Here is an 18,793-nt window from a genome sequence, read left to right as displayed (position 1 = left end):
CGGACCGGTGTGCGCAGCATCCGATGGCGGATCCCGGGTGATCCGATTCCGGAACGCCCCGATACCGGCACCGGCGCCCCTCCACGTGGCCCCCGTCGCCCCCGTCCCCCCTTTCACCGTCTATACGTCCGCCCGGCCGCCGCGGTTCCCGGCCGGAGCCCTGCCCGCAGGCCCGGGGACGGGGGGGAGGGGGGAACCCGGGGCCGCCCGCTATCCGTGCGCGTCCGGGAAGTGGGTGCGCAGCTTGGCGTGTGCGCAGGGCGGGGCCCCGTGCGCGTCCAGGCCGAGCAGGGCCGCGCCCAGCACCGGCGGGGCGGTCACCACCGACAGCACGGCGCGCGGGGCCCGTTCGGCCAGCAGCGCGGCGATCCGGTCGTTCAGCCGGGGGTGCCGGGCGGCCACCACGCTGCCGCCCAGGACCACCGGGACCTCCTCCGCGAGCAGGTCCAGCCGCTCCAGGGCCACCGAGGCCATGGCCACGACCTCCTCGGCCTGCCGCTCGACCAGGGACCCGGCGACCGGGTCCCCGGCGTCGGCCACCGCGAACAGCACCGGCACCAGCTCGTGGATCCGGGCGGCCGGCAGCCCGCCCAGGTGCAGGGCCTCGATCAGTTCGGCCATGGAGCCGAGCCCGAAGTGCCGGGGCAGCGCCTCCGCCAGGGCGGTGGGCCCGCCGCGGCCGTCCGCGGCCCGGGCCGCGTGCCACAGCGCCTCCCGGGCCAGGCCGGCCCCGCCGCCCCAGTCCCCGGACAGCGCGCCCAGCGCGGGGAACCGGGCGGTCCGGCCGTCGGGCAGCAGACCGGCGCAGTTGATGCCGGCCCCGCAGACCACCGCCACCCCGCGGGCCGGGGCGCCCTGCGGGAGCCCGGCCCGCAGCACCGCGAAGGTGTCGTTGTACACGCGGGTGTGCCGGCCCCAGCCGCGCCGTCCCAGGGCCTCGGCCAGGGCGGCCTCCTCGACCGGCAGGTCGGCGTTGGCCAGACAGGCCGACACCCGGTCCGCGTAGGGGGCTCCGGCCGGTCCGGCGGCCTCCACGGCCTCGGCGACGGCCTCGGCCAGCACGTCCACGGCCGCCTCCACCCCGGCCTCGGCGGGCTGGAACCCGCCAGCCCGCCCGGTGCCCAGGACGGAGCCGTCGGCGCCGATCAGCGCCGCGTCGGTCTTGCTGTTCCCGGCGTCCACGGCGAGCACGGCGGGCCGGGCCGTCCGGTCGGCGGCCCGGCCCGACGGGCTGCCGCCGGTGCTGCTCAGGCCCATGAGAGGTGCTCCTTGTTGTGCGCGAGCAGCCGGTCGGTGAGCCCCTCGGCCTTGTCGTACTGGCCGACCAGCGGGTGCGAGAGCAGGGCCCGGAAGACCCGCTCGCGGCCGCCGCGCAGGGCCGCGTCCAGGGCCAGGTCCTCGTAGGCGGTGACCTGGGCGATCAGACCGGAGTACAGCGGGTCCAGACGGGGCACCGGCAGCGGGACCGGGCCGTCCGCGCCGATCCGGGCCTGCACCTCGACCACGGCGTCGTCGGGGAGGAAGGGGAGGGTGCCGTCGTTGCGGGTGTTGACCACCTGCAGGGGGGAGCCGCCGTCGCCCAGCAGGGCGGCCGCCAGGTCCACGGCGGCCTCCGAGTAGAAGGCGCCGCCGCGCTTGGCCAGCAGTTCGGGCTTCTCGTCCAGGGCCGGGTCCCCGTACATCTCCAGCAGGCTGCGCTCCATGGCGGCGACCTCGGCGGCCCGGGAGGGCTTGGAGCCGAGCTCGCGGACCACCTCGTCGTGGGCGTAGAAGTAGCGGAGGTAGTAGGAGGGGACGACGCCGAGCCGGTCCAGCAGGGGACGGGGCAGGTGCAGGTCGGCGGCGACCGCCTCGCCGTGCCGGGCCAGCAGCCCGGGCAGCAGGTCGGGGCCGTCCGGGCCGCCCCGGCGCACCCCGAGCTCCCAGGTCAGGTGGTTCAGCCCGACGTGGTCCAGGTGGAGTTCGGCGGGGGCCAGGCCGAGCAGTGCGGCGAACTTCCGCTGGAAGCCGATGGCCACGTTGCACAGTCCGACGGCCTTGTGGCCGGCTTGGAGCAGGGCTCGGGTGACGATCCCGACCGGGTTGGTGAAGTCGATGATCCAGGCGTCCGGGTTGGTCCGGCGGACCCGTTCGGCGATGTCCAGGACCACCGGGACGGTCCGCAGGGCCTTGGCGAGGCCGCCCGCGCCGGTGGTCTCCTGGCCGACGCAGCCGCATTCCAGCGGCCAGGTCTCGTCCCGCTGCCGGGCGGCCTGTCCGCCGACCCGCAGCTGGAGGAGGACGGCGTCGGCGCCGGCCACCCCGGCGTCCAGGTCGGTGGTGGTGGTGACCTTCCCGGGGTGGCCCTGCCGGGCGAAGATCCGCCGGGCCAGGCCGCCGACCAGCTCCAGCCGGTCGGCAGCCGGGTCGACGAGGACCAGTTCGGTGACGGGCAGGGTGTCGCGGAGCCGGGCGAACCCGTCGACGAGTTCGGGGGTGTAGGTGGAGCCGCCGCCCACCACTGCGAGTTTCATGCTGGCTAGCCTTTCGTTCCGGTCAGGGTGACGCCCTCGACGAACGCCTTCTGGGCGAAGAAGAAGAGGACGATCACCGGGGCCATGACCAGCACGGTCGCGGCCATGGTGAGGTTCCAGTCGGTGTGGTGGGCGCCCTTGAAGGACTCCAGCCCGTAGCTGAGCGTCCAGGCGGCCGGGTTGTCGGAGGCGTAGATCTGCGGGCCGAAGTAGTCGTTCCACAGGCAGAAGAACTGGAACAGGGCGACCGCGGCCACGGCCGGCTTCGCCATCGGCAGCACCACCTTGACCAGGGTGCGGAACTCCCCGCAGCCGTCCACCTTCGCCGCGTCCAGACAGGCGTCGGGGATGGTGAGCAGGAACTGCCGGAGCAGGAAGATGGAGAAGGCGTCGCCGAAGGCCAGCGGGATGATCAGCGGCCACAGCGAGCCGGACAGGTCCAGCTGCTTGGCCCAGAACAGGTACATCGGGATGATCACCACCTGGGGCGGCAGCATCATCGTGGCGATCACCACCAGCAGGGACAGCCGGCGGCCGCGGAACCGGAACCGGGCGAGCGCGTACGCCACCGGGACGGAGGAGAGCAGGGTCAGCAGGGTGCCCAGTCCGGCGTACAGCAGGGTGTTGCGCCACCAGGTGAGGAAGCCGGGGGTGTGCCACACCCGGGTGTAGTTCTCCCAGACCCAGGTGTCGGGCACCAGGTCGCGGGTGAGCGCCTGTTGATCGCTCATCAGCGAGGTCAGCAGGACGAACACGAACGGCAGGGTGAAGAACAGGGCGGCCGCGATCGCCAGCGCGTGCACGGCGATCCAGTGGAGTACGGCGTGGCGCCGGTGCGGGTTCATCGGGCCTCGTCTCCGAGCAGGCCGCCGCGGCGGCGCATCAGCAGGGCGGTGAAGGCCATGCAGAGGGCGAACAGGACGAGCGCGAGGACCGCGGAGGAGCCGTAGTCGAAGCGCTGGAAGCCGAGGTTGTAGATGGTCTGCGGCAGGGTGAGGGTGGACTTGTCGGGGTAACCGGGCTCGAACTGCTGGCCGGAGCCGCCGATCACACCGGCCGCGACCTTCCCGGCCACCAGCGGCTGGGTGTAGTACTGCATCGCCTGGATCACCCCGGTGACCACCGCGAACAGGATGATCGGGGAGATGTTCGGCAGGGTGATGTGCCGGAACCGCTGCCAGGAGCCGGCCCCGTCCAGCGAGGCCGCCTCGTACTGCTCCTTCGGCACGTCCAGCAGCGCCGCCATGAAGATCACCATCAGGTCGCCGACCCCCCACACCGCCAGCAGGGTCAGCGCGGGCTTGGACCAGTCGGCGTCGGTGAACCAGCCGGGCTGCGGCAGCCCCACCCCGTCCAGCAGGGTGTTGACCGGCCCGGTGCCGGGGTTCAGCAGGAACACGAAGGCCAGGGTGGCGGCCACCGGCGGGGCCAGGTACGGCAGGTAGAACAGGGTGCGGAAGATCCCGGTGCCCAGTTTCACCCGGGTGATCAGGAGGCCGACGCCCAGCCCGAAGCCGACCCGGCAGACCACCGTGACCACGACCAGCCACAGGGTGTTGCGGATCGCCGGCCAGAACATCGGGTACTGGGTGAACACGTACGTCCAGTTGTCCAGCCCGTTGAAGACCGGCGGCCGGAAGCCGTCGTAGCGGGTGAAGGAGAAGTAGACCGTGGACAGCAGCGGGTAGAGGAAGAAGACGCCGACCCCGATCAGCCACGGGGACAGGAAGGCCAGCGTGCGCAGTGCCGCGGCCCGGTGCTTGGCCCGCAGCGCGGGCGGGGTGCCGTGGGTGGTCATCGGGGGCTACTTCGCCTTCGCGATGTCCGTGTCGATCTGCGCGTCGGTCCTGGCGAGCGCGGCCGGCAGGTCGGAGACGGCGCCCTTCTCGTGGGCGTAGGCCAGGTCGGTGAAGGTCAGCTGGTAGGTGCCGCCGTCGGCCTGCGGCGGGGTGGTGGAGGACTTGGGGTGCCGGGCGATGTCGATGAACGTCCGGAAGTTCGGGTCCGCCTGGAGCTTGGGGGAGGCGAGCGCCCCGAGGGTGGAGGGGACGTTGTGGATGGCGTTGGCGAAGGCCACCACGGCCTCGGTGTCGGTGGTCATGTACTTCACCAGCTCCCAGGAGGCGTTCTGCTTCCGGCTGCCGGAGGCGATGCCCATGATCGTGCCGGAGACGTAGCCCTTGCCGTAGTCGGCGGCCTGCTCGTCGGGGACCGGGAGCGGCGCGGTGCCGATCTCGAAGTCGACGCCCGCCTCCTTCGCCATGTTGGGCCGCCACTCGCCGTCGATCTGCATGGCGACCTTGCCCTGGTGGAAGGGGTGTTCGGCGCCCCACTCGTCCCCGAAGCCGGCCCGGAAGCGCTCCAGCTTGGCGTAGCCGCCCAGCTGTTCCACCAGGGCCTTCTGGGCCTTCAGCATGCTGGTGAAGGCGGGGTCCTTGGCCAGGTTGGAGCGGCCCTCGGCGTCGAAGTAGGTGGGGCCCCACTGGGCGGCCAGCCGCATCGGGGTGGTCTCGTAGCCGTGGAAGACGGGCATCAGGCCGACCTGCTCGTAGGAGTCGCCCTGGTGCTTGGTGAGCTTCTCGGCGACGGCGGTGAACTCGCTCCAGGTCTTCGGCGGGGCGGTGATCCCGGCCGCCTTGAAGGCGTCCTTGTTGTAGACCAGCCCGTAGGCGTCGTTGAGCAGCGGCAGGGTGCACTGGTTGCCCTTGAACTGGGTGTAGTCCAGCAGGGACTTGGGGAACACCTTGGTCTTGTCCAGCCCGGACTTCCGCAGGAAGGGGTTCAGGTCGGTGAAGGCGCCCGAGTTGCAGAACTTGCCGACGCTGTCGGTGGTGAAGGAGGAGACCACGTCGGGGGCCTTGTCGCCGCCGGCCCGCAGCGCCTGGTTGATCTTGTCGTCGGTCATGTTGCCGGTGACCTTGACCTTGATGTGCGGGTGCGCCGCCTCGAACCGCCGGATGTTCTCCTCGATGGCCTTGACCTCGCCGGGCGCGGACCAGCCGTGCCAGAAGCCGATGGTGACGTCCTGGTTCGGATCGTCGGTGGCCCCGTTCCGGGTGGACCCGGTACAGGCGGTGGCCAGTACGGATATCGCGGCGGCGAACAGCACGGCGGCGGCCGGGCGGGAGATTGCGGGCATGGCGGTGTCACTCTCTGCGCGGGGGACGTCCTTGAGGGGTGCAGCGGGGTGGTGGAGCGGGTGCGGCGGATGGGGCGGGCGCGGTGGACGGGGTGTCGGGGGGCGGGGGTTCAGCGCCGGGAGGTGTCGAAGACCTCGTCCCGGGTGGCGGCCAGGGCGCTCTCCAGCGCCCCGCGGAGCACCGGGTGCTCCCGTACCTCGCCGACCACCAGCCGGGGCCGACAGGGCGCCAGGTCGGCGAGTTCGGTGGTGAGGAGCTCGTGCAGCGGCTCCCCGCCGGCGGCGATCACGGCGCCGGACAGCACCACGATCTCCGGGTCGAGCACGGCCACCAGCGAGGCCAGACCGGTGGCCAGGGCGGTGGCGTAGGAGCTCAGCAGCCGGAGACCGGGCCCCTCGGGGTCGGCGGCGGCCCGGCGCAGCAGGGCCGCGGCGGCCTCCACCCCGGTGCCCTCGTCGGGGCCCGCGGGCTCCATCCCGGCCTCGGCCGCCAGCCGGGCGACCACCTGGTGGCCGGCCAGCTCCTGGTAGCCGCCGGAGTTGGCCCGGGTCACCCGGCGGACCAGCGGATGGCCGGTGACCGGCAGGAACCCGACCTCGCCGGCGCCGCCGGTCCAGCCGCGGTGCAGCCGGCCGCCGAGGACCAGCGCGGCGCCCAGGCCCTCCTCGTTCCACAGCAGCACGAAGTCCTCGTGGCCGCGGGCCGCGCCGAGCCGCTGCTCGGCGACGGCGGCCAGGTTGACGTCGTTCTCGTACTCCACCGGCATCGGCAGGGCGGCGGCCAGCTCGGCCAGCAGGGTGGGGGAGTGCCAGCCGGGCAGGTGGCTGGCGTAGCGGAGTGCGCCGGTGTGCGGGTCGAAGGCGCCGGGGGTGCCGATGACCAGGCGGTGGACGTCCGGCAGCGCCAGCCCGGCCGCGCCGACCGCACCGGCGAGGGCCTCCGCGACCTGCTCGGGGACCGGACCGGGGTGGTTGCGGGTGGGGAGTTCGAAGCTGCCGCAGAGGGTGCCGGTCAGATCGGCCACCCCGGCCCGGATCCGGTCCGGGGTGACGTCCAGTCCGGCCACGTGCGCGGCCCCCGCGTTCAGCGCGTACAGCTGGGCGTTGGGGCCGGGGCGGCCGCTCGCGGTGCCGGTGGCGACCACCAGTCCGGCGGCCTCCAGCCGGGCCAGCAGCTGGGAGGCGGTGGGCTTGGACAGTCCGGTGAGGCGGCCGATCCGGGTCCGGGAGAGCGGGCCGTGCGCCAGCAGCAGTTCCAGGGCGGCCCGGTCGTTCATGGCGCGCAGCAGGCTGGGGGTTCCGGGGGTGATGCTGGCCAAGGGACCGGGCTCTCTTTCACGCGGAGGGGAACTGTTAGGGAAGTTTCCTGTCAGTGGGAGGCCGCTGTCAATGGCCGACACCCCCGAACATGCCGCTGCCCCGCCGGACCGTGGGTCAGGCGGGGCAGCGGCAGGGGCGGGGGACGGTTACTTGGTCATCCGGACGCGCTCCCCGGGCGCGGGCGGGATCGGGCTGGCCGCCAGGGACTGCGGGGAGGTCGGGTTGGCGTGTGCCGAGGGCGGGGCCACCGAGGCGGACGGGTCGGGGGCCGGGCCCTCCTCCTCCGGGTCCGGCAGACCGCCGACGATCCGGATGCCGGCCTCGTCGAAGGCCTCCTTGATCCGCCAGCGCAGCTCCCGCTGCACCGCGAACTGCTTGCCCGGCATGGTCTTCGCGGAGATCTGCACGGTCATCGAGGCCAGCAGCACCTCGTTCAGGCCCAGCAGCTCCACCGGACCCCACAGGTACTCGTCCCAGGGGTCCTCCTTCGCCATGGTGTCCGCGACCCGCTGGATGACCTCGCGGACCTGCTTCAGGTCCTCGGTCGGCTTCACCGTCACGTCCACCATCGCGGTGGCCCAGCCCTGGCTGAGGTTGCCGATCCGCTTGATCTCGCCGTTGCGGACGTACCAGATCTCGCCGTTGTCCCCGCGCAGCTTGGTGACCCGGAGGCCGACCTCGATCACCTCGCCGGAGGCCACCCCCGCGTCGATCTTGTCACCGACCCCGTACTGGTCCTCCATGATCATGAAGACCCCGGACAGGAAGTCCGTCACCAGGTTCCGCGCACCGAAACCGATGGCCACACCGGCCACACCGGCACTCGCCAGCAGCGGGGCCAGATCGATCTTCAGGGCGGCCAGCACCATCAGCGCCGCCGTCCCCAGGATCAGGAACGAGGCCACCGAGCGGAGCACCGAACCGATCGCCTCCGAACGCTGCCGCCGCCGCTCCGCGTTGACCAGCAGCCCGCCCAGCGCGGTGCCCTCCACGGCCTCCGCACCGCTGTTCATCCGGGTTATCAGCTTGGTCAGCGCCTTGCGGACCACCGAGCGGACCACACCCGCGATCACGATGATCAGCAGGATCCGCAGGCCGACGCTCAGCCAGGTGGCCCAGTTCTCCTCGATGAAACTCGCGGCGTTGGTGACGCTCTCCTGCGCCTCTTGGACGCTGCTGGGCGCGTCCGGTCCGTCCGGGACGGTGGACGCGGACGCCAGCGGCAGCAGGGTGGCGGGCCAGGGCACGACGGGAACCTCCAGGTATGGCCGTCTGCCCGCGGACAGAGGGGTGCTTGCGGGCAGGCCATCCACACTAACCGGGCCCGCGCAGGAGTCCGGTGCCCTGCCGGGGGGAGAGACCGGACTCACCCGGGAAGGAAGGTGCTGTGGTGGAAAACACCCCGGACCCGTTACGGGCGCGTGGTGGCGTTCCCACCAGCCCTGAGGGGAGACTGAGAGCAGATCGTCCCGGCGCGAGCCACGCGCCGCCGGCGTACAAGGAGGCATCCGCGTGCCACACGTCCTGGTCCTCAACGCGTCGTACGAGCCCCTCGGCGTCGTACCGCTCCGCCGCGCGCTCGTCCTCGTCCTGGAGAACAAGGCAGTCTCCCTGGAGGAATCCGGCGCCTTCCTGCACAGCGCGACCCGGGCCGTCCCCGCTCCCAGCGTGGTCCGGCTCAAGCGCTTCGTGCGGGTCCCCTACCGGGGGCCCGTTCCGCTCACCCGGCGCGCCCTGTTCGCCCGGGACGGCGGCCGCTGCATGTACTGCGGCGCCGTCGCCACCAGCGTCGACCACGTGATCCCGCGCAGCCGCGGCGGGCAGCACGTCTGGGACAACGTGGTGGCCGCCTGCCGCCGCTGCAACCACACCAAGGCCGACCGGCACCTGGTCGACCTCGGCTGGCGGCTCCGTCACCAGCCGGCCCCGCCCTCCGGACTGGCCTGGCGGATCATCGGCACCGGCCACCGGGATCCCCGCTGGATGCCCTACCTGGAGCCGTACGGGGCCGACGACGCGCTGTCCCGGATCGGGATCGGCAGCCCGGTGACGGCCGTGGCCACGGGGTGAGCGGCCCGTTCCCGGAGGCGGCCCGCCCCACCGGGCGCGGCCCGGTCACGGGGTGACCGCGTAGGCCTCCGCGGACCACAGGGAACAGCCGTACTCGGTGGCCCGGGTCTGGCACACCACCCGCAGGAAGCGGGTGCCCGGCGCGTCCATCCGGACCGACTCGCGGCCGCCCCGGGCATCCGTGACGGCGGCGGCCGTCCGCCATGACACCCCGTCGGCCGAGGTCTCCACCCGGTAGGCCGACGGGTAGGCGTCCTGCCAGTGCAGGACCAGCCGCCCCAGCCGCACCGGCGCGGCCAGTTCGGCCTGCCACCAGGCGCCGTCCTCGGCCGGCGAGGACCAGCGGGTGGTCGCCAGACCGTCCAGCACGGCCGAGGCCGGGAAGTCCGGGGTCTCGTCCGCCGAGGAGGAGGCGGTGGCGGTCCGGGCCAGATCCGGGCCGCCGGTGCGCGGGAAGGCCCGCACGGTCAGCGTCCGGGACTCCCCGCCGAAGCTCACCGGCACCTCGTACACCCCGGCCGGGGTGCCCTCGGGCACGGTCACCTCCACCGGGACGGCCACCGCCGTGCCCCTGGGCACCGTGGTCCTGGCCGGCACCCGCACCGTGATGCCCCGCGGGGCCTTCACCGACAGCGAGCCGTGCACCGCGCCGGGCCGCAGCCCGGCCAGCTCGGCGGCCACCCGCTGCGGGCCGCCGCCGATCTCCGCGTCCGCCCGGCCGCCGTCCCCCAGCTCGAACCGGGCCTGTGGACCGTCGGCGAACCACGGCACCAGCCCCCGCACCACCGGGGCCTCACCGGCCCACACCAGCCGCACCGCGTCCGCCGTCAGCCCCGCCGTCTCGGCCTGGGTCCAGCCGGAACCCGCCGCGTCACCGACCTTCCGCCAGCCCGAACCGGGCACGTGCGCCTCCACCGAGGCGCCCCGGGCCCCGCCGGCCAGCGGCTCCGTCATCACCGTCACCGCCGACACCGGGCGGGCCCGGTCCAGCCGCAGGGTCCAGGACCCGGCCTCCCGGCGCACCGCCCCGGCCGACGGCAGACCCGCCCCGGTCCAGCTGTCCGCCGCCTCCGCCGCCCGGTCCAGGAACGGCTCCAGTACGGCCCGGTCCACCCCCGCGCCCGGCGCGGCCGCGGCGATCCGGGCCCGGTCCAGTGCCAGCCGGGCCCGCCAGGCCGCCGGACCGTCCCCGTGCGCCTGTGCCCGCAGGGTGTCCACGGCCAGCTCACCGGCCGTGCCGTAGCGGGCCAGTCGCTCCAGCCAGGGCCCGCCCTCCTCGGCCGGCCGCCCACCCGCCGGCCCGCCGTCGGCCGGCCCGCCGTCGGCCGGCCCACCGTCGTCCGGCCGTCCGTCGTCCGGCCGCGCATCGTCCGACCGGCCCCCGCCCGGCCGTTCACCGGCGGCCAGCCGCTCCCCGGCCTCCCGCAGCACCGTGAACGCCGCCCGCAGCCGGTCCGCCGCCCGGTCCAGGGCGGCCCGGTCGCCGGCCCGCCGGGCCCGCCAGAACTCCTCCACCAGCGGCCGCAGATACGCCGATTCGGGCTGGCCCAGCGCCGAGGACGCGGTGTTCCCGGCCAGCGCGGTCAGCGCCTCCCGGACCCGCTCGTCCCCGCCGGCCAGGTCCGCGACCGCCGCCTCCCAGGAGGCCCCGGACCGGTAGCCGCGCGGGTTCCAGGCGAAGTCCGCGGCGGTGAACAGCGGGATCCGGGACAGCGTGCCCTGCTGGGCGGCGGTGGCCATCAGCCCGGCCCCGCCGGCCGCCACCACCGGGTCCCGGCCGGTGTAGGCCCCCAGCGAGATCCGGCCCGGCTCCCAGTCGTTGACCGGGTAGTTGTCCATGGTGACCAGCGGATGCCCGAAGGCCGCCCGGGCCCCGGAGAACTCCCCGCCGGTGATGGTGCGGGGCACCACCCCCACCCCGGTCCAGGCCACCTCCACCCGCCCGTCCAGCGCGGCCGCCAGCGCGGTCCGGTACTCGGTCGCGCCCTCCTGGTAGTACTCGGTCGGCAGCAGCGACAGGGCGGGTGCGCCCGGATGGCGCCGGGCCAGCCCGGCCGCCAGGGCACCGGCCACCTCCGCGTGCGCCCGCGCCGCCGCCGCGGGACCGCGGCCGTACCGCTCGCGGTCCGCCGCACAGCCCCACTCCGTGTAGCTGACGTCCTGGAACTGCAGCTGGAAGGCGCGGAAGCCCAGCTCCCACATCGCCTCGGTCTTGCGCAGCAGCGCCGCGCGGTCGGCCGCCGAGGACAGGCACATCGACTGCCCGGGGGCCACCGCCCAGCCCAGGGTCACCCGGTTGGCCTCCGCCCGGGCCGCCAGCGCCCGGAACCCGGCCCGCTGTTCGGCCGGGTACTCCTCCCGCCAGCGGGCCTGCCGGAACACGTCGTCACCCGGCGCCAGCAGATACCGGTTGAGCTTGGTGCGGCCCATGAAGTCCAGCTGGCCGAGCCGCTGCTCCGTGGTCCACGGCTCCCCGTAGAACCCCTCGGTGATCCCGCGCACCGGCGCCGAGGGCCAGTCCCGCACCAGGGCCCCCGGGATCCGCCCCGGGGTGCCGGCCAGCAGCTGACGCAGCGTCTGCGCGGCGTGGAACAGCCCGTCCGGGCCGGTCCCGGCCAGTGCCACGGTGTCCCGGCCGGCCTCCCGGCCCACCGCGATCCGGTAGCCGCCGGCCGGCAGGTCCCCGGGGGGCCCGGCGCCCAGCGAGACCAGTGCGGCCTCGGCGTCCGCGCCCTGCATCCGGAAGACGGTGCCCCCGGCGGGCAGCGGGACGTACGGGTGCTGCTCGCGCAGGCTGCGGACCCCGGCCGCGCGCAGCGCCTCCCGGACCACCGCCACGGCCCGCGGGTCGGCCTCGTCGAGCGGCACCACCAGGACGGCCTCGGCACCGAGCGGGACCTCGCGGGAGCGGTCGGCGGTCAGCGACTGGGGGCGCGGCCAGACGGCGGGACCGGGCGGGGCGGCCACCGGGTCGGCGGCCGGACCGCCGGCCACCGTGCCGGCCGGCGGCGTGCCCGCCGGGGCGCCCGGCTGTCCGGACGGGACGCCCGCCGCCGGGCCGGACGCCGTGGAGCCGTCCGCCGCTGTGCTGGAGCCGTCCGCCGCCGTGCCGGACGCCGTCGTGCCGTTCGCGGGGCTGCCGGCGGCCGGGGCCGGGTCGGCCACCGCGGCCGGGCCGCCGGCCGCGGCCCCGCCGAGCAGGGTGCCCGCGACGGCGACCGCCAGGGCCGTGGTCCGCTTCCTACCGCTGAGCTGCACGCTGTCTCCTCGGCCCGGGGTAGGGGTGGTGCGCTCGTACGAATGAGCCAGAGCCCACCACTCGTCCGGCTGGAGTGTCAATGCACGAACGTGATCTGACCGTTATGCCCCAGGAATGTGTGGCGGAGGGATGGGTAAGGGTGCGGTGTTCCGCCGTCCGTGGCGCGGCCCCGGTATTCCGGGCCTCCGCCCGGCGTCCCGCGCAGATCCACGAGGGAGCTCCCGATGCCCGTACGACACCGTTCCAAACCCTCCGCCGCCCCTCTGGTGCGGCAGCCCCCGTTCCGTTCGACCGCCCGGTCGGGTGCCCCCGTGACCACCCCGCCGGCCGGCCCGTTGACCAGTGAGCCCCCGCTCGCCGACACCGCGCACGCGCCGCTCACCAGCGAACCCCCGCTGACCGACGAGGCGCCCCTGACCAGCGAGCCGACCACGCCCGCCGCGGCGGCGGGCGCTTCCTAGTCGACGCGCCGCCCGAAGCGGCCCCACGGAACCCCGAGGACCCCCATGGACGTCCCTGCCGACCTCGCCCGGCTCGCCGCCCGCTACGGCGTCGCCACCACCCACCAGCCGGCCGAGGGCGTCACCGTCCCGGTCCCGGAGTCCACCGTGCGGCAGGTGCTCGGGCTGCTGGGCGCCTCCGTCGGCGGCCCGGGGGAGATCCGGGAGTTCCTCGCCGCCGCCGAGCGGGCCGACGCCGACCGGCTGCTGCCGCCCACCCTGGTGCAGTGGGCCGGCGGGCCCGCCCCGGCGCCGCTGGCCGCGCTGCCGCCCGGCAGCACCGTGCGGGTCCTCCCGGAGGATCCGCACGGCGCCGTCGGGCGGTCCGGGGCGGAGCGCGACTGGGCGCCGGAGCTGCCGTACGGGGTGCACCGGGTGGTCGTCGAGGCACCGGACGGCCGGCGGGACACCGCCACCCTGATCGTGGCCCCGGACCGGGCGCCGGCCGCCCCGGAGCGGGCCCACGGGCTGCTGGTGCAGCTGTACTCGCTGCTCTCCGAGCGCTCCTGGGGCATGGGGGACCTCGGCGACCTGGCCGCACTGGCCCGCTGGGCCGGCCGCGAGCACGGCGCCGGGTTCATCCAGGTGAACCCGCTGCACGCGGCGGTGCCCGGCACCCCCACCGACCCGTCCCCCTACCGGCCCTCCTCGCGGCGCTTCCCCGATCCGGTGCACCTGCGGATTGAGGACGTCCCCGAGTACGCGCACTGCCCGGACCGCCCGGCCCTGGACCGGCTGGCCGAGCAGGGCGCCGAGTTGAACCGGCGGGTGCTGGAGAAGGGCGCGCTGATCGACCGGGACGCCGTCTGGGCGCTGAAGCGGGCCGCCCTGGAACTGCTGCACGCCGTGGAGCGGGCCCCGGAGCGGGAGGCGGAGTACGCGGCCTTCCGGGAGGCCGGCGGCGCCGAACTGGACCGGCACGCCCACTGGGCGGCCCGGGCCGAGGACCCGGACCGTCCCGAGGACCCGGACCGTCCCGAGGACCCGTACCGTCCCGAGGACCCCGCCGGGCCGCCGGCCGCCGAGGCCGGGCGCGCCGAGTTCCACCGCTGGCTGGCCTGGCTGACCGACAGCCAGCTGGTGGCGGCCCAGCGGGCCGCCCTGGAGGCCGGTATGACGGTCGGTCTGGTGCACGACCTGGCGGTCGGGGTGCATCCGGAGGGCGCCGACGTGCGGGCCGAACCGGGGCTGTACGCGCCCGCCACCACGGTCGGCGCCCCGCCGGACGCCTTCAACGCGCGCGGCCAGGACTGGGGCCTGCCGCCCTGGCGCCCGGACCGGCTGGCCGAGTCCGGCTACCGGCCCTACCGGCAGCTGCTGCGCTCGGTGTTCCGGTACGCCGGGGCGCTCCGCATCGACCATGTGATGGGCCTGTTCCGGCTGTGGTGGGTGCCGGAGGGCACCCCGCCCGCGCACGGCACCTACGTGGGCTACGACGGGGAGGCGATGCTCGCCATCCTGGTGCTGGAGGCGCACCGGGCGGGCGCGCTGGTCATCGGGGAGGACCTGGGGACGGTGGAGCCGCACGTGCGGCGGGCGCTGGCCCGGCGCGGGGTGCTGGGCACCTCGGTGCTCTGGTTCGAGCGGGACTGGTCCGGTGACGGCCGGCCGCTGGCCCCGGCCGACTGGCGGGCCGACTGCCTGGCCACCGCCACCACCCACGATCTGCCGCCGTCGGCCGCGAAACTGGCCGGGGAGCACGTGGAACTCCGGGACCGGCTGGGCCTGCTGACCCGCCCGGTGGCCGAGGAGCGGGCCGCGGACGCCGCCGACACCGCGGAGTGGCTGGCGCTGCTGGAGGGGCTGGGGCTGGCCGCCAAGGGCGAGGAGGAGGCGGTGCGCGCGCTGTACGGCTTCCTGCTGCGCACCCCGGCCCGGCTGGTCGGGGTGTGGCTGCCGGATCTGGTGGGGGACCGGCGGCCGCAGAACCTGCCGGGCACCTGGGACCAGTACCCCAACTGGCGGCTGCCGGTGGCGGACGGTTCGGGACGGCCCCTCGCCCTGGAGGGGCTGCTGGCCTCGCCCCGTGCGCAGGCCCTGCTCAGGGCGGTGCGGGAGCGGGCGTAGCCCCGTACGGCACCCCCGGGCGCGCGCCCCGTTCGGGGGTTCGCTACGTTTGCACCGTGGACAAGAAGAACGCTCTGCGCGCCGGCGCCGTCACGGCCGGAACGACGCTGATGATGCTGCTGATGACGTCTCCCGCGCTCGCCTTCACGCGGGACGACGGTGACGACCCGGGTCCGGGCCTGAGCATTGCCGAGACCCTCGGTCTGTTCGTCGCCCTGCCGATCGTGCTGTTCCTGGTCATCGCCGGTCTGGTGATGGTCGGCGACAAGTCGCGCAAGCAGGAGTCCCGGTAACGCTCCGGCGGTAGTACGCCGGTTTCGGGCCGGTCCGGGTGGCGCAGCCACCCCGGGCCGGCCCGTCCGCGTGCCCGGACGCGCCTGACGTACCGGACACGCCCGGCCCTCAGGCCCCGCCGAGGGCCTTGCGCAGCAGCCGGGTGAGGGTCTCGGTCTCCTCCCCGGTGAGTCCGGCCAGTCCGGCCCGCTGCACCTCCAGCCCGGCCACCACGGCCTCGTCGATCAGGGCGAGCCCCTTCTCGGTGGCGGTGACCTGGAGTCCGCGCCGGTCGTGCGGATCGGGGCTGCGGCGGATCAGCCCGGCCTTCTCCAGTTTGTCCAGCCGGCCGGTCATCCCGCCGGTGGTGAGCATCAGGGTGGCGGACAGCTGCCGCGGCGAGAGCGTGTAGGGCTCTCCGGACCGGCGCAGCGTGGCGACCACGTCGAACTCCCCGCGCGAGATGCCGAAGCGGGCGTAGACCCGGTCGACCTCGTCGCCCATCGCGCGGGCGATCCGGTAGATCCGGCCGTAGACCCCCATGGGGGACACGTCCAGCTCGGGGCGGACGGCGTTCCACTGGGCGGTGATCGCGTCCACGGCGTCCCGGGGCGCGTCCTCGTTCACTGCGTGACTCATGGCCGAAGTATCACCCAGAAACTCGCTTGACGAAAAGTAGCTTAGCGCTAAGCTACTTTCTAGCGACCTATTTTGAGGTCCTCCCAGCCGCCCGCCGGAGGAGCACCCGTGAACCGCGCAGCCGTCATCGCCCTCACCGCCCTGGCCCCCGTCTCCTGGGGCTCCACCTACGCCGTCACCACCGAGCTCCTGCCGCCCGACCGGCCGCTGTTCACCGGGGTGATGCGGGCCCTGCCCGCCGGACTGCTGCTGGTCGCCGCCGCCCGGGTGCTGCCCAGGGGCGCCTGGTGGTGGAAGTCCGCCGTCCTGGGCGCCCTGAACATCGGCGCCTTCTTCCCGCTGCTCTTCCTCGCCGCCTACCGGCTGCCCGGCGGGGTCGCCGCCGTCATCGGCTCCCTCGGACCGCTGGCGGTCATCGGCCTGGCCGCCCTGCTGCTCGGCGAGAAGGCGAGCACCCGGGTGGTGCTCGCCGCCGTGGCGGGGGCGTTCGGGGTCAGCGTGGTGGTGCTCAAGGCCGGGGCCGGACTCGACCTGGTCGGGGTGCTGGCCGGGGTCGCCTCCTCCGCCTCGATGGCCGCCGGCACCGTGATGACCAAGCGCTGGGGCCGCCCGGAGGGGGTCGGCCCGCTGGCCCTGACCGGCTGGCAGCTCACCGCCGGCGGACTGCTGATCCTGCCGGTGGCCGCACTGGTCGAAGGCGCCCCGCCCGCCCTCGACGGCCAGGCCTGGCTCGGCTACGGCTACATGATGCTGATCAACACCGGGGCCGCCTACTGGCTGTGGTTCCGCGGCATCGGCCGGCTCACCGCCACCTCGGTCACCCTGCTCGGGCCGCTGTCCCCGCTGACCGCCGCCGTCCTCGGCTGGGCCCTGCTCGGCCAGGCGCTGTCCCCCGTACAACTGGCCGGGATGGCCCTCGCCTTCGCGGCCACCGTGGTCGGCCAGCTGCCCGCCAGGTCCAGGGTCAAGGCCGCCCCCCTCCCCGTACCGTTCAGCAAAACTGAACGAATCGATCGAAAAGATTCGATGGACCTGAGCAATGGCCGGATGGGACGGTAGCCCCACGACACACACCATCCGCACCCGCACCCCGAGGGGGAGATAGCCGTGGCCGTCCTGGACCGCGCCCAGACCGCTCCGCACCACACCACCGAAGGCACCGCACGGGTCCGGAAGGGCGCCGCCGGCCTCGGCGTCCTCCTCGCCCTGGTGGCCACCGTGGTCTGGTCCGGCAGCTTCGTGGCGACCCGGGGCATGGCCGACAGCATCCCGCCGGTGCAGGCCGTCTTCTGGCGCTGGATCATCGCCCTGCTGGCCGTCGCCCCGATCGCCGGCCCCGAGGCCTGGCGGCAGCGGCACCTGATCCGCCGCCACCTCGGCTACCTGACCCTCGCCTCGTTCTTCGGCATCGCCCTCTACAACACCCTGGTCCACCAGGCCGGACTGACCACCTCCGCCGCCAACATGGGCATGATCATGGCCGCCTCGCCGGTCATCATGGCCCTGTTCGCCCGCCTCGGCGGCCAGCGGCTCGGCGCCGTCCGCACCACCGGCCTGCTCCTCGCCGCCCTCGGCGTGCTGCTGCTCGTCGGAAAGGGCTCCCTCACCGTCGACTTCTCCGCCGGCGACCTGTGGATGTTCGGTGCCGCCCTCTCCTTCGCCTCCTACAGCGCCCTCCTCAAGCGCAAGCCCGCCGAGATCGGCGGCCTCGCCTTCCTGCTCACCACCTTCCTGCTCGGCGCCCTGATGCTGGCCCCCGCCTACGCCGCCTCCCTCGCCCTCCAGGGCGGCTTCGAGGTCCGGGCCGGGACCGTCGGCCCCCTGCTCTACGTCGGGGTGTTCTCCTCCGCCGTCGCCTTCTTCGCCTGGAACAAGGCCGTCTCGATGATCGGCGCCGCCCGCGCCGGAGTCGTCTACTACCTCCAGCCCGTCTGCGTGGCCCTGCTGTCCTTCCTGCTGCTGGGCGAGCACACCGGACCCGCCCAGCTGCTGTGCATGGCGCTGATCCTCGGCGGAGTCGCCCTGGGGGCCCGCACGTAGCGCCGCCGGTAGGTTCGACCCCATGACCGGCTCCACGGATTGGGACATCAGGAAGCTCCGCGTACTGCGCGCACTGGGCGAGCAGGGCACGGTGACCGCGGCGGCCGAGGCGCTCAGGATGACGCCCTCGGCCGTCTCGCAGCAGCTGACCAACCTGGCCCGGCAGCTCGGGGTCACCCTGCTGGAACCACGGGGCCGGGGGGTCCGCCTCACCGACGCCGCCCATCTCGTCCTGCGGCACGCCGAAGCCGTCTTCGCCCAGCTGGAGCGGGCCGACGCCGAACTCGCCGGCTACCTCGCCGGAGAGGCCGGACAGGTCCGCGTCGGGGCCTTCTCCACCGCCGTCCCCGCCCTGCTGGTCCCCGCGGTGGCCGCCCTCCGGCTCAGCCACCCGGCCGTGGACGTACGGGTCCGAGAGGCCGAGGCCGCCGAGTCCTACGAGCTGCTGTCCGCCGGGGCCGTCGACCTCGCGCTCTCCCTCGCCGCCCACGCCCCGCCCGCCCGGGACCCGAGGTTCACCCGGCTCCCGCTGCTCGCCGACCCGCTGGACGTGGCCCTGCCCCCGGACCACCCGCTGGCCTCCGCCCCGCAGGTGCACCTCGCCGACCTGTCCGGGGAACCCTGGATCTACGGCGGCTCCGGCCCCTGGTCGGAGATCACCCGGGCCGCCTGCGAGGCCGCCGGGTTCGTCCCCGAGCAGGCGCACTCGGCGGCCGGCTGGACCGCGATCCTCGCCCTGGTCGAGGCGGGCATGGGAGTGGCCCTGATCCCCCGGATGGCGGCCGTCCGGGCCACCGGGGTCACGGTCCGCGACCTCGGCCGGGACCGGCCGATCCGGCACGTCATCGCCGCCACCCGGCGCGGCGCCGAGTCCGCTCCCGCGGTCGCCCGCGTCCTGGACGCCCTGCGCACCGCCGCCCTCGCCCGCACCCCCTGACGCACCGGTGCCCCCGGCCCGCCGAAGCGGACCGGG

16 protein-coding genes are annotated in these 18,793 nt (G+C 74.8%); 7 read left to right on the top strand and 9 right to left on the bottom strand.

Features of this window, described 5'->3' with window-relative positions; all coding sequences use genetic code 11:
- Positions 1–210 precede the first annotated feature (210 nt).
- The 7 genes from ACZ50K_RS03960 to ACZ50K_RS03930 form a co-directional block, all read right to left on the bottom strand.
- Positions 211–1,257 (bottom strand): N-acetylglucosamine kinase, encoded by a 1,047-nt coding sequence (locus tag ACZ50K_RS03960; RefSeq protein ID WP_468897058.1) that lies wholly within the window; start codon positions 1,255–1,257, stop codon positions 211–213.
- Positions 1,248–2,513, bottom strand: coding sequence for a 6-phospho-beta-glucosidase (locus ACZ50K_RS03955; RefSeq protein ID WP_468897056.1), 1,266 nt, complete (start codon positions 2,511–2,513; stop codon positions 1,248–1,250). The genes ACZ50K_RS03960 and ACZ50K_RS03955 overlap by 10 nt, the downstream gene beginning before the upstream one ends.
- A gap of 5 nt (positions 2,514–2,518) precedes the next feature.
- Positions 2,519–3,358, bottom strand: a complete 840-nt coding sequence (locus ACZ50K_RS03950; RefSeq protein ID WP_468897054.1) for a carbohydrate ABC transporter permease — start codon at positions 3,356–3,358, stop codon at positions 2,519–2,521.
- On the bottom strand, positions 3,355–4,311 hold the full coding sequence (locus ACZ50K_RS03945; RefSeq protein WP_468897052.1) for a carbohydrate ABC transporter permease: 957 nt from the start codon (positions 4,309–4,311) through the stop codon (positions 3,355–3,357). The genes ACZ50K_RS03950 and ACZ50K_RS03945 overlap by 4 nt, the downstream gene beginning before the upstream one ends.
- A gap of 6 nt (positions 4,312–4,317) precedes the next feature.
- Complete coding sequence (locus ACZ50K_RS03940) at positions 4,318–5,652, bottom strand: ABC transporter substrate-binding protein (protein ID WP_468897050.1); 1,335 nt, start codon at positions 5,650–5,652, stop codon at positions 4,318–4,320.
- Positions 5,653–5,762: 110 nt separating this feature from the next.
- Positions 5,763–6,929: an ROK family transcriptional regulator gene (locus ACZ50K_RS03935; RefSeq protein ID WP_468897216.1), complete on the bottom strand. Its 1,167-nt coding sequence runs from the start codon at positions 6,927–6,929 to the stop codon at positions 5,763–5,765.
- A gap of 189 nt (positions 6,930–7,118) precedes the next feature.
- Positions 7,119–8,219, bottom strand: a complete 1,101-nt coding sequence (locus ACZ50K_RS03930) for a mechanosensitive ion channel family protein (protein ID WP_468897048.1) — start codon at positions 8,217–8,219, stop codon at positions 7,119–7,121.
- Positions 8,220–8,484: 265 nt separating this feature from the next.
- Here ACZ50K_RS03930 and ACZ50K_RS03925 point away from each other — a divergent pair, with 265 nt between their 5' ends.
- Positions 8,485–9,042: an HNH endonuclease gene (locus tag ACZ50K_RS03925; protein WP_468897047.1), complete on the top strand. Its 558-nt coding sequence runs from the start codon at positions 8,485–8,487 to the stop codon at positions 9,040–9,042.
- Positions 9,043–9,087: 45 nt separating this feature from the next.
- Here ACZ50K_RS03925 and ACZ50K_RS03920 read toward each other — a convergent pair whose 3' ends face one another.
- Positions 9,088–12,300: a beta-N-acetylglucosaminidase domain-containing protein gene (locus ACZ50K_RS03920; RefSeq protein WP_468897045.1), complete on the bottom strand. Its 3,213-nt coding sequence runs from the start codon at positions 12,298–12,300 to the stop codon at positions 9,088–9,090.
- Between the two features lie 225 nt (positions 12,301–12,525).
- Here ACZ50K_RS03920 and ACZ50K_RS03915 point away from each other — a divergent pair, with 225 nt between their 5' ends.
- The 3 genes from ACZ50K_RS03915 to ACZ50K_RS03905 are packed head-to-tail and all read left to right on the top strand — an operon-like array spanning position 12,526 to position 15,161.
- The gene (locus tag ACZ50K_RS03915) at positions 12,526–12,762 is read left to right on the top strand and encodes a hypothetical protein (protein ID WP_468897043.1); all 237 of its coding nucleotides are present in this window, start codon (positions 12,526–12,528) and stop codon (positions 12,760–12,762) included.
- Between the two features lie 45 nt (positions 12,763–12,807).
- Positions 12,808–14,868: a 4-alpha-glucanotransferase gene (locus ACZ50K_RS03910; protein ID WP_468897041.1), complete on the top strand. Its 2,061-nt coding sequence runs from the start codon at positions 12,808–12,810 to the stop codon at positions 14,866–14,868.
- 56 nt (positions 14,869–14,924) lie between these two features.
- Positions 14,925–15,161 (top strand): hypothetical protein, encoded by a 237-nt coding sequence (locus ACZ50K_RS03905; RefSeq protein WP_468897039.1) that lies wholly within the window; start codon positions 14,925–14,927, stop codon positions 15,159–15,161.
- 109 nt (positions 15,162–15,270) lie between these two features.
- On the opposite strand, the gene ACZ50K_RS03900 is transcribed toward ACZ50K_RS03905, so the two are convergent.
- Positions 15,271–15,780, bottom strand: coding sequence for a MarR family winged helix-turn-helix transcriptional regulator (locus ACZ50K_RS03900; protein ID WP_468897037.1), 510 nt, complete (start codon positions 15,778–15,780; stop codon positions 15,271–15,273).
- Positions 15,781–15,888: 108 nt separating this feature from the next.
- Between ACZ50K_RS03900 and ACZ50K_RS03895 the strand changes: the two genes are divergently transcribed.
- The 3 genes from ACZ50K_RS03895 to ACZ50K_RS03885 are packed head-to-tail and all read left to right on the top strand — an operon-like array spanning position 15,889 to position 18,757.
- Positions 15,889–16,839 carry an EamA family transporter gene (locus tag ACZ50K_RS03895; protein WP_468897035.1) on the top strand — a complete coding sequence of 317 codons (951 nt, stop codon included), beginning with the start codon at positions 15,889–15,891 and terminating at the stop codon, positions 16,837–16,839.
- A 48-nt stretch (positions 16,840–16,887) separates the two neighbouring features.
- Positions 16,888–17,820, top strand: a complete 933-nt coding sequence (locus tag ACZ50K_RS03890; RefSeq protein WP_468897033.1) for a DMT family transporter — start codon at positions 16,888–16,890, stop codon at positions 17,818–17,820.
- Between the two features lie 22 nt (positions 17,821–17,842).
- The gene (locus tag ACZ50K_RS03885) at positions 17,843–18,757 is read left to right on the top strand and encodes a LysR family transcriptional regulator (protein ID WP_468897031.1); all 915 of its coding nucleotides are present in this window, start codon (positions 17,843–17,845) and stop codon (positions 18,755–18,757) included.
- The last annotated feature ends 36 nt before the right edge of the window (positions 18,758–18,793 follow it).

The organism is Streptomyces sp. NPDC033845 (assembly GCF_055576225.1).
The sequence above is the reverse complement of the archived record's forward strand: the minus strand, read 5'-3'. Positions and strand labels throughout refer to the sequence as shown.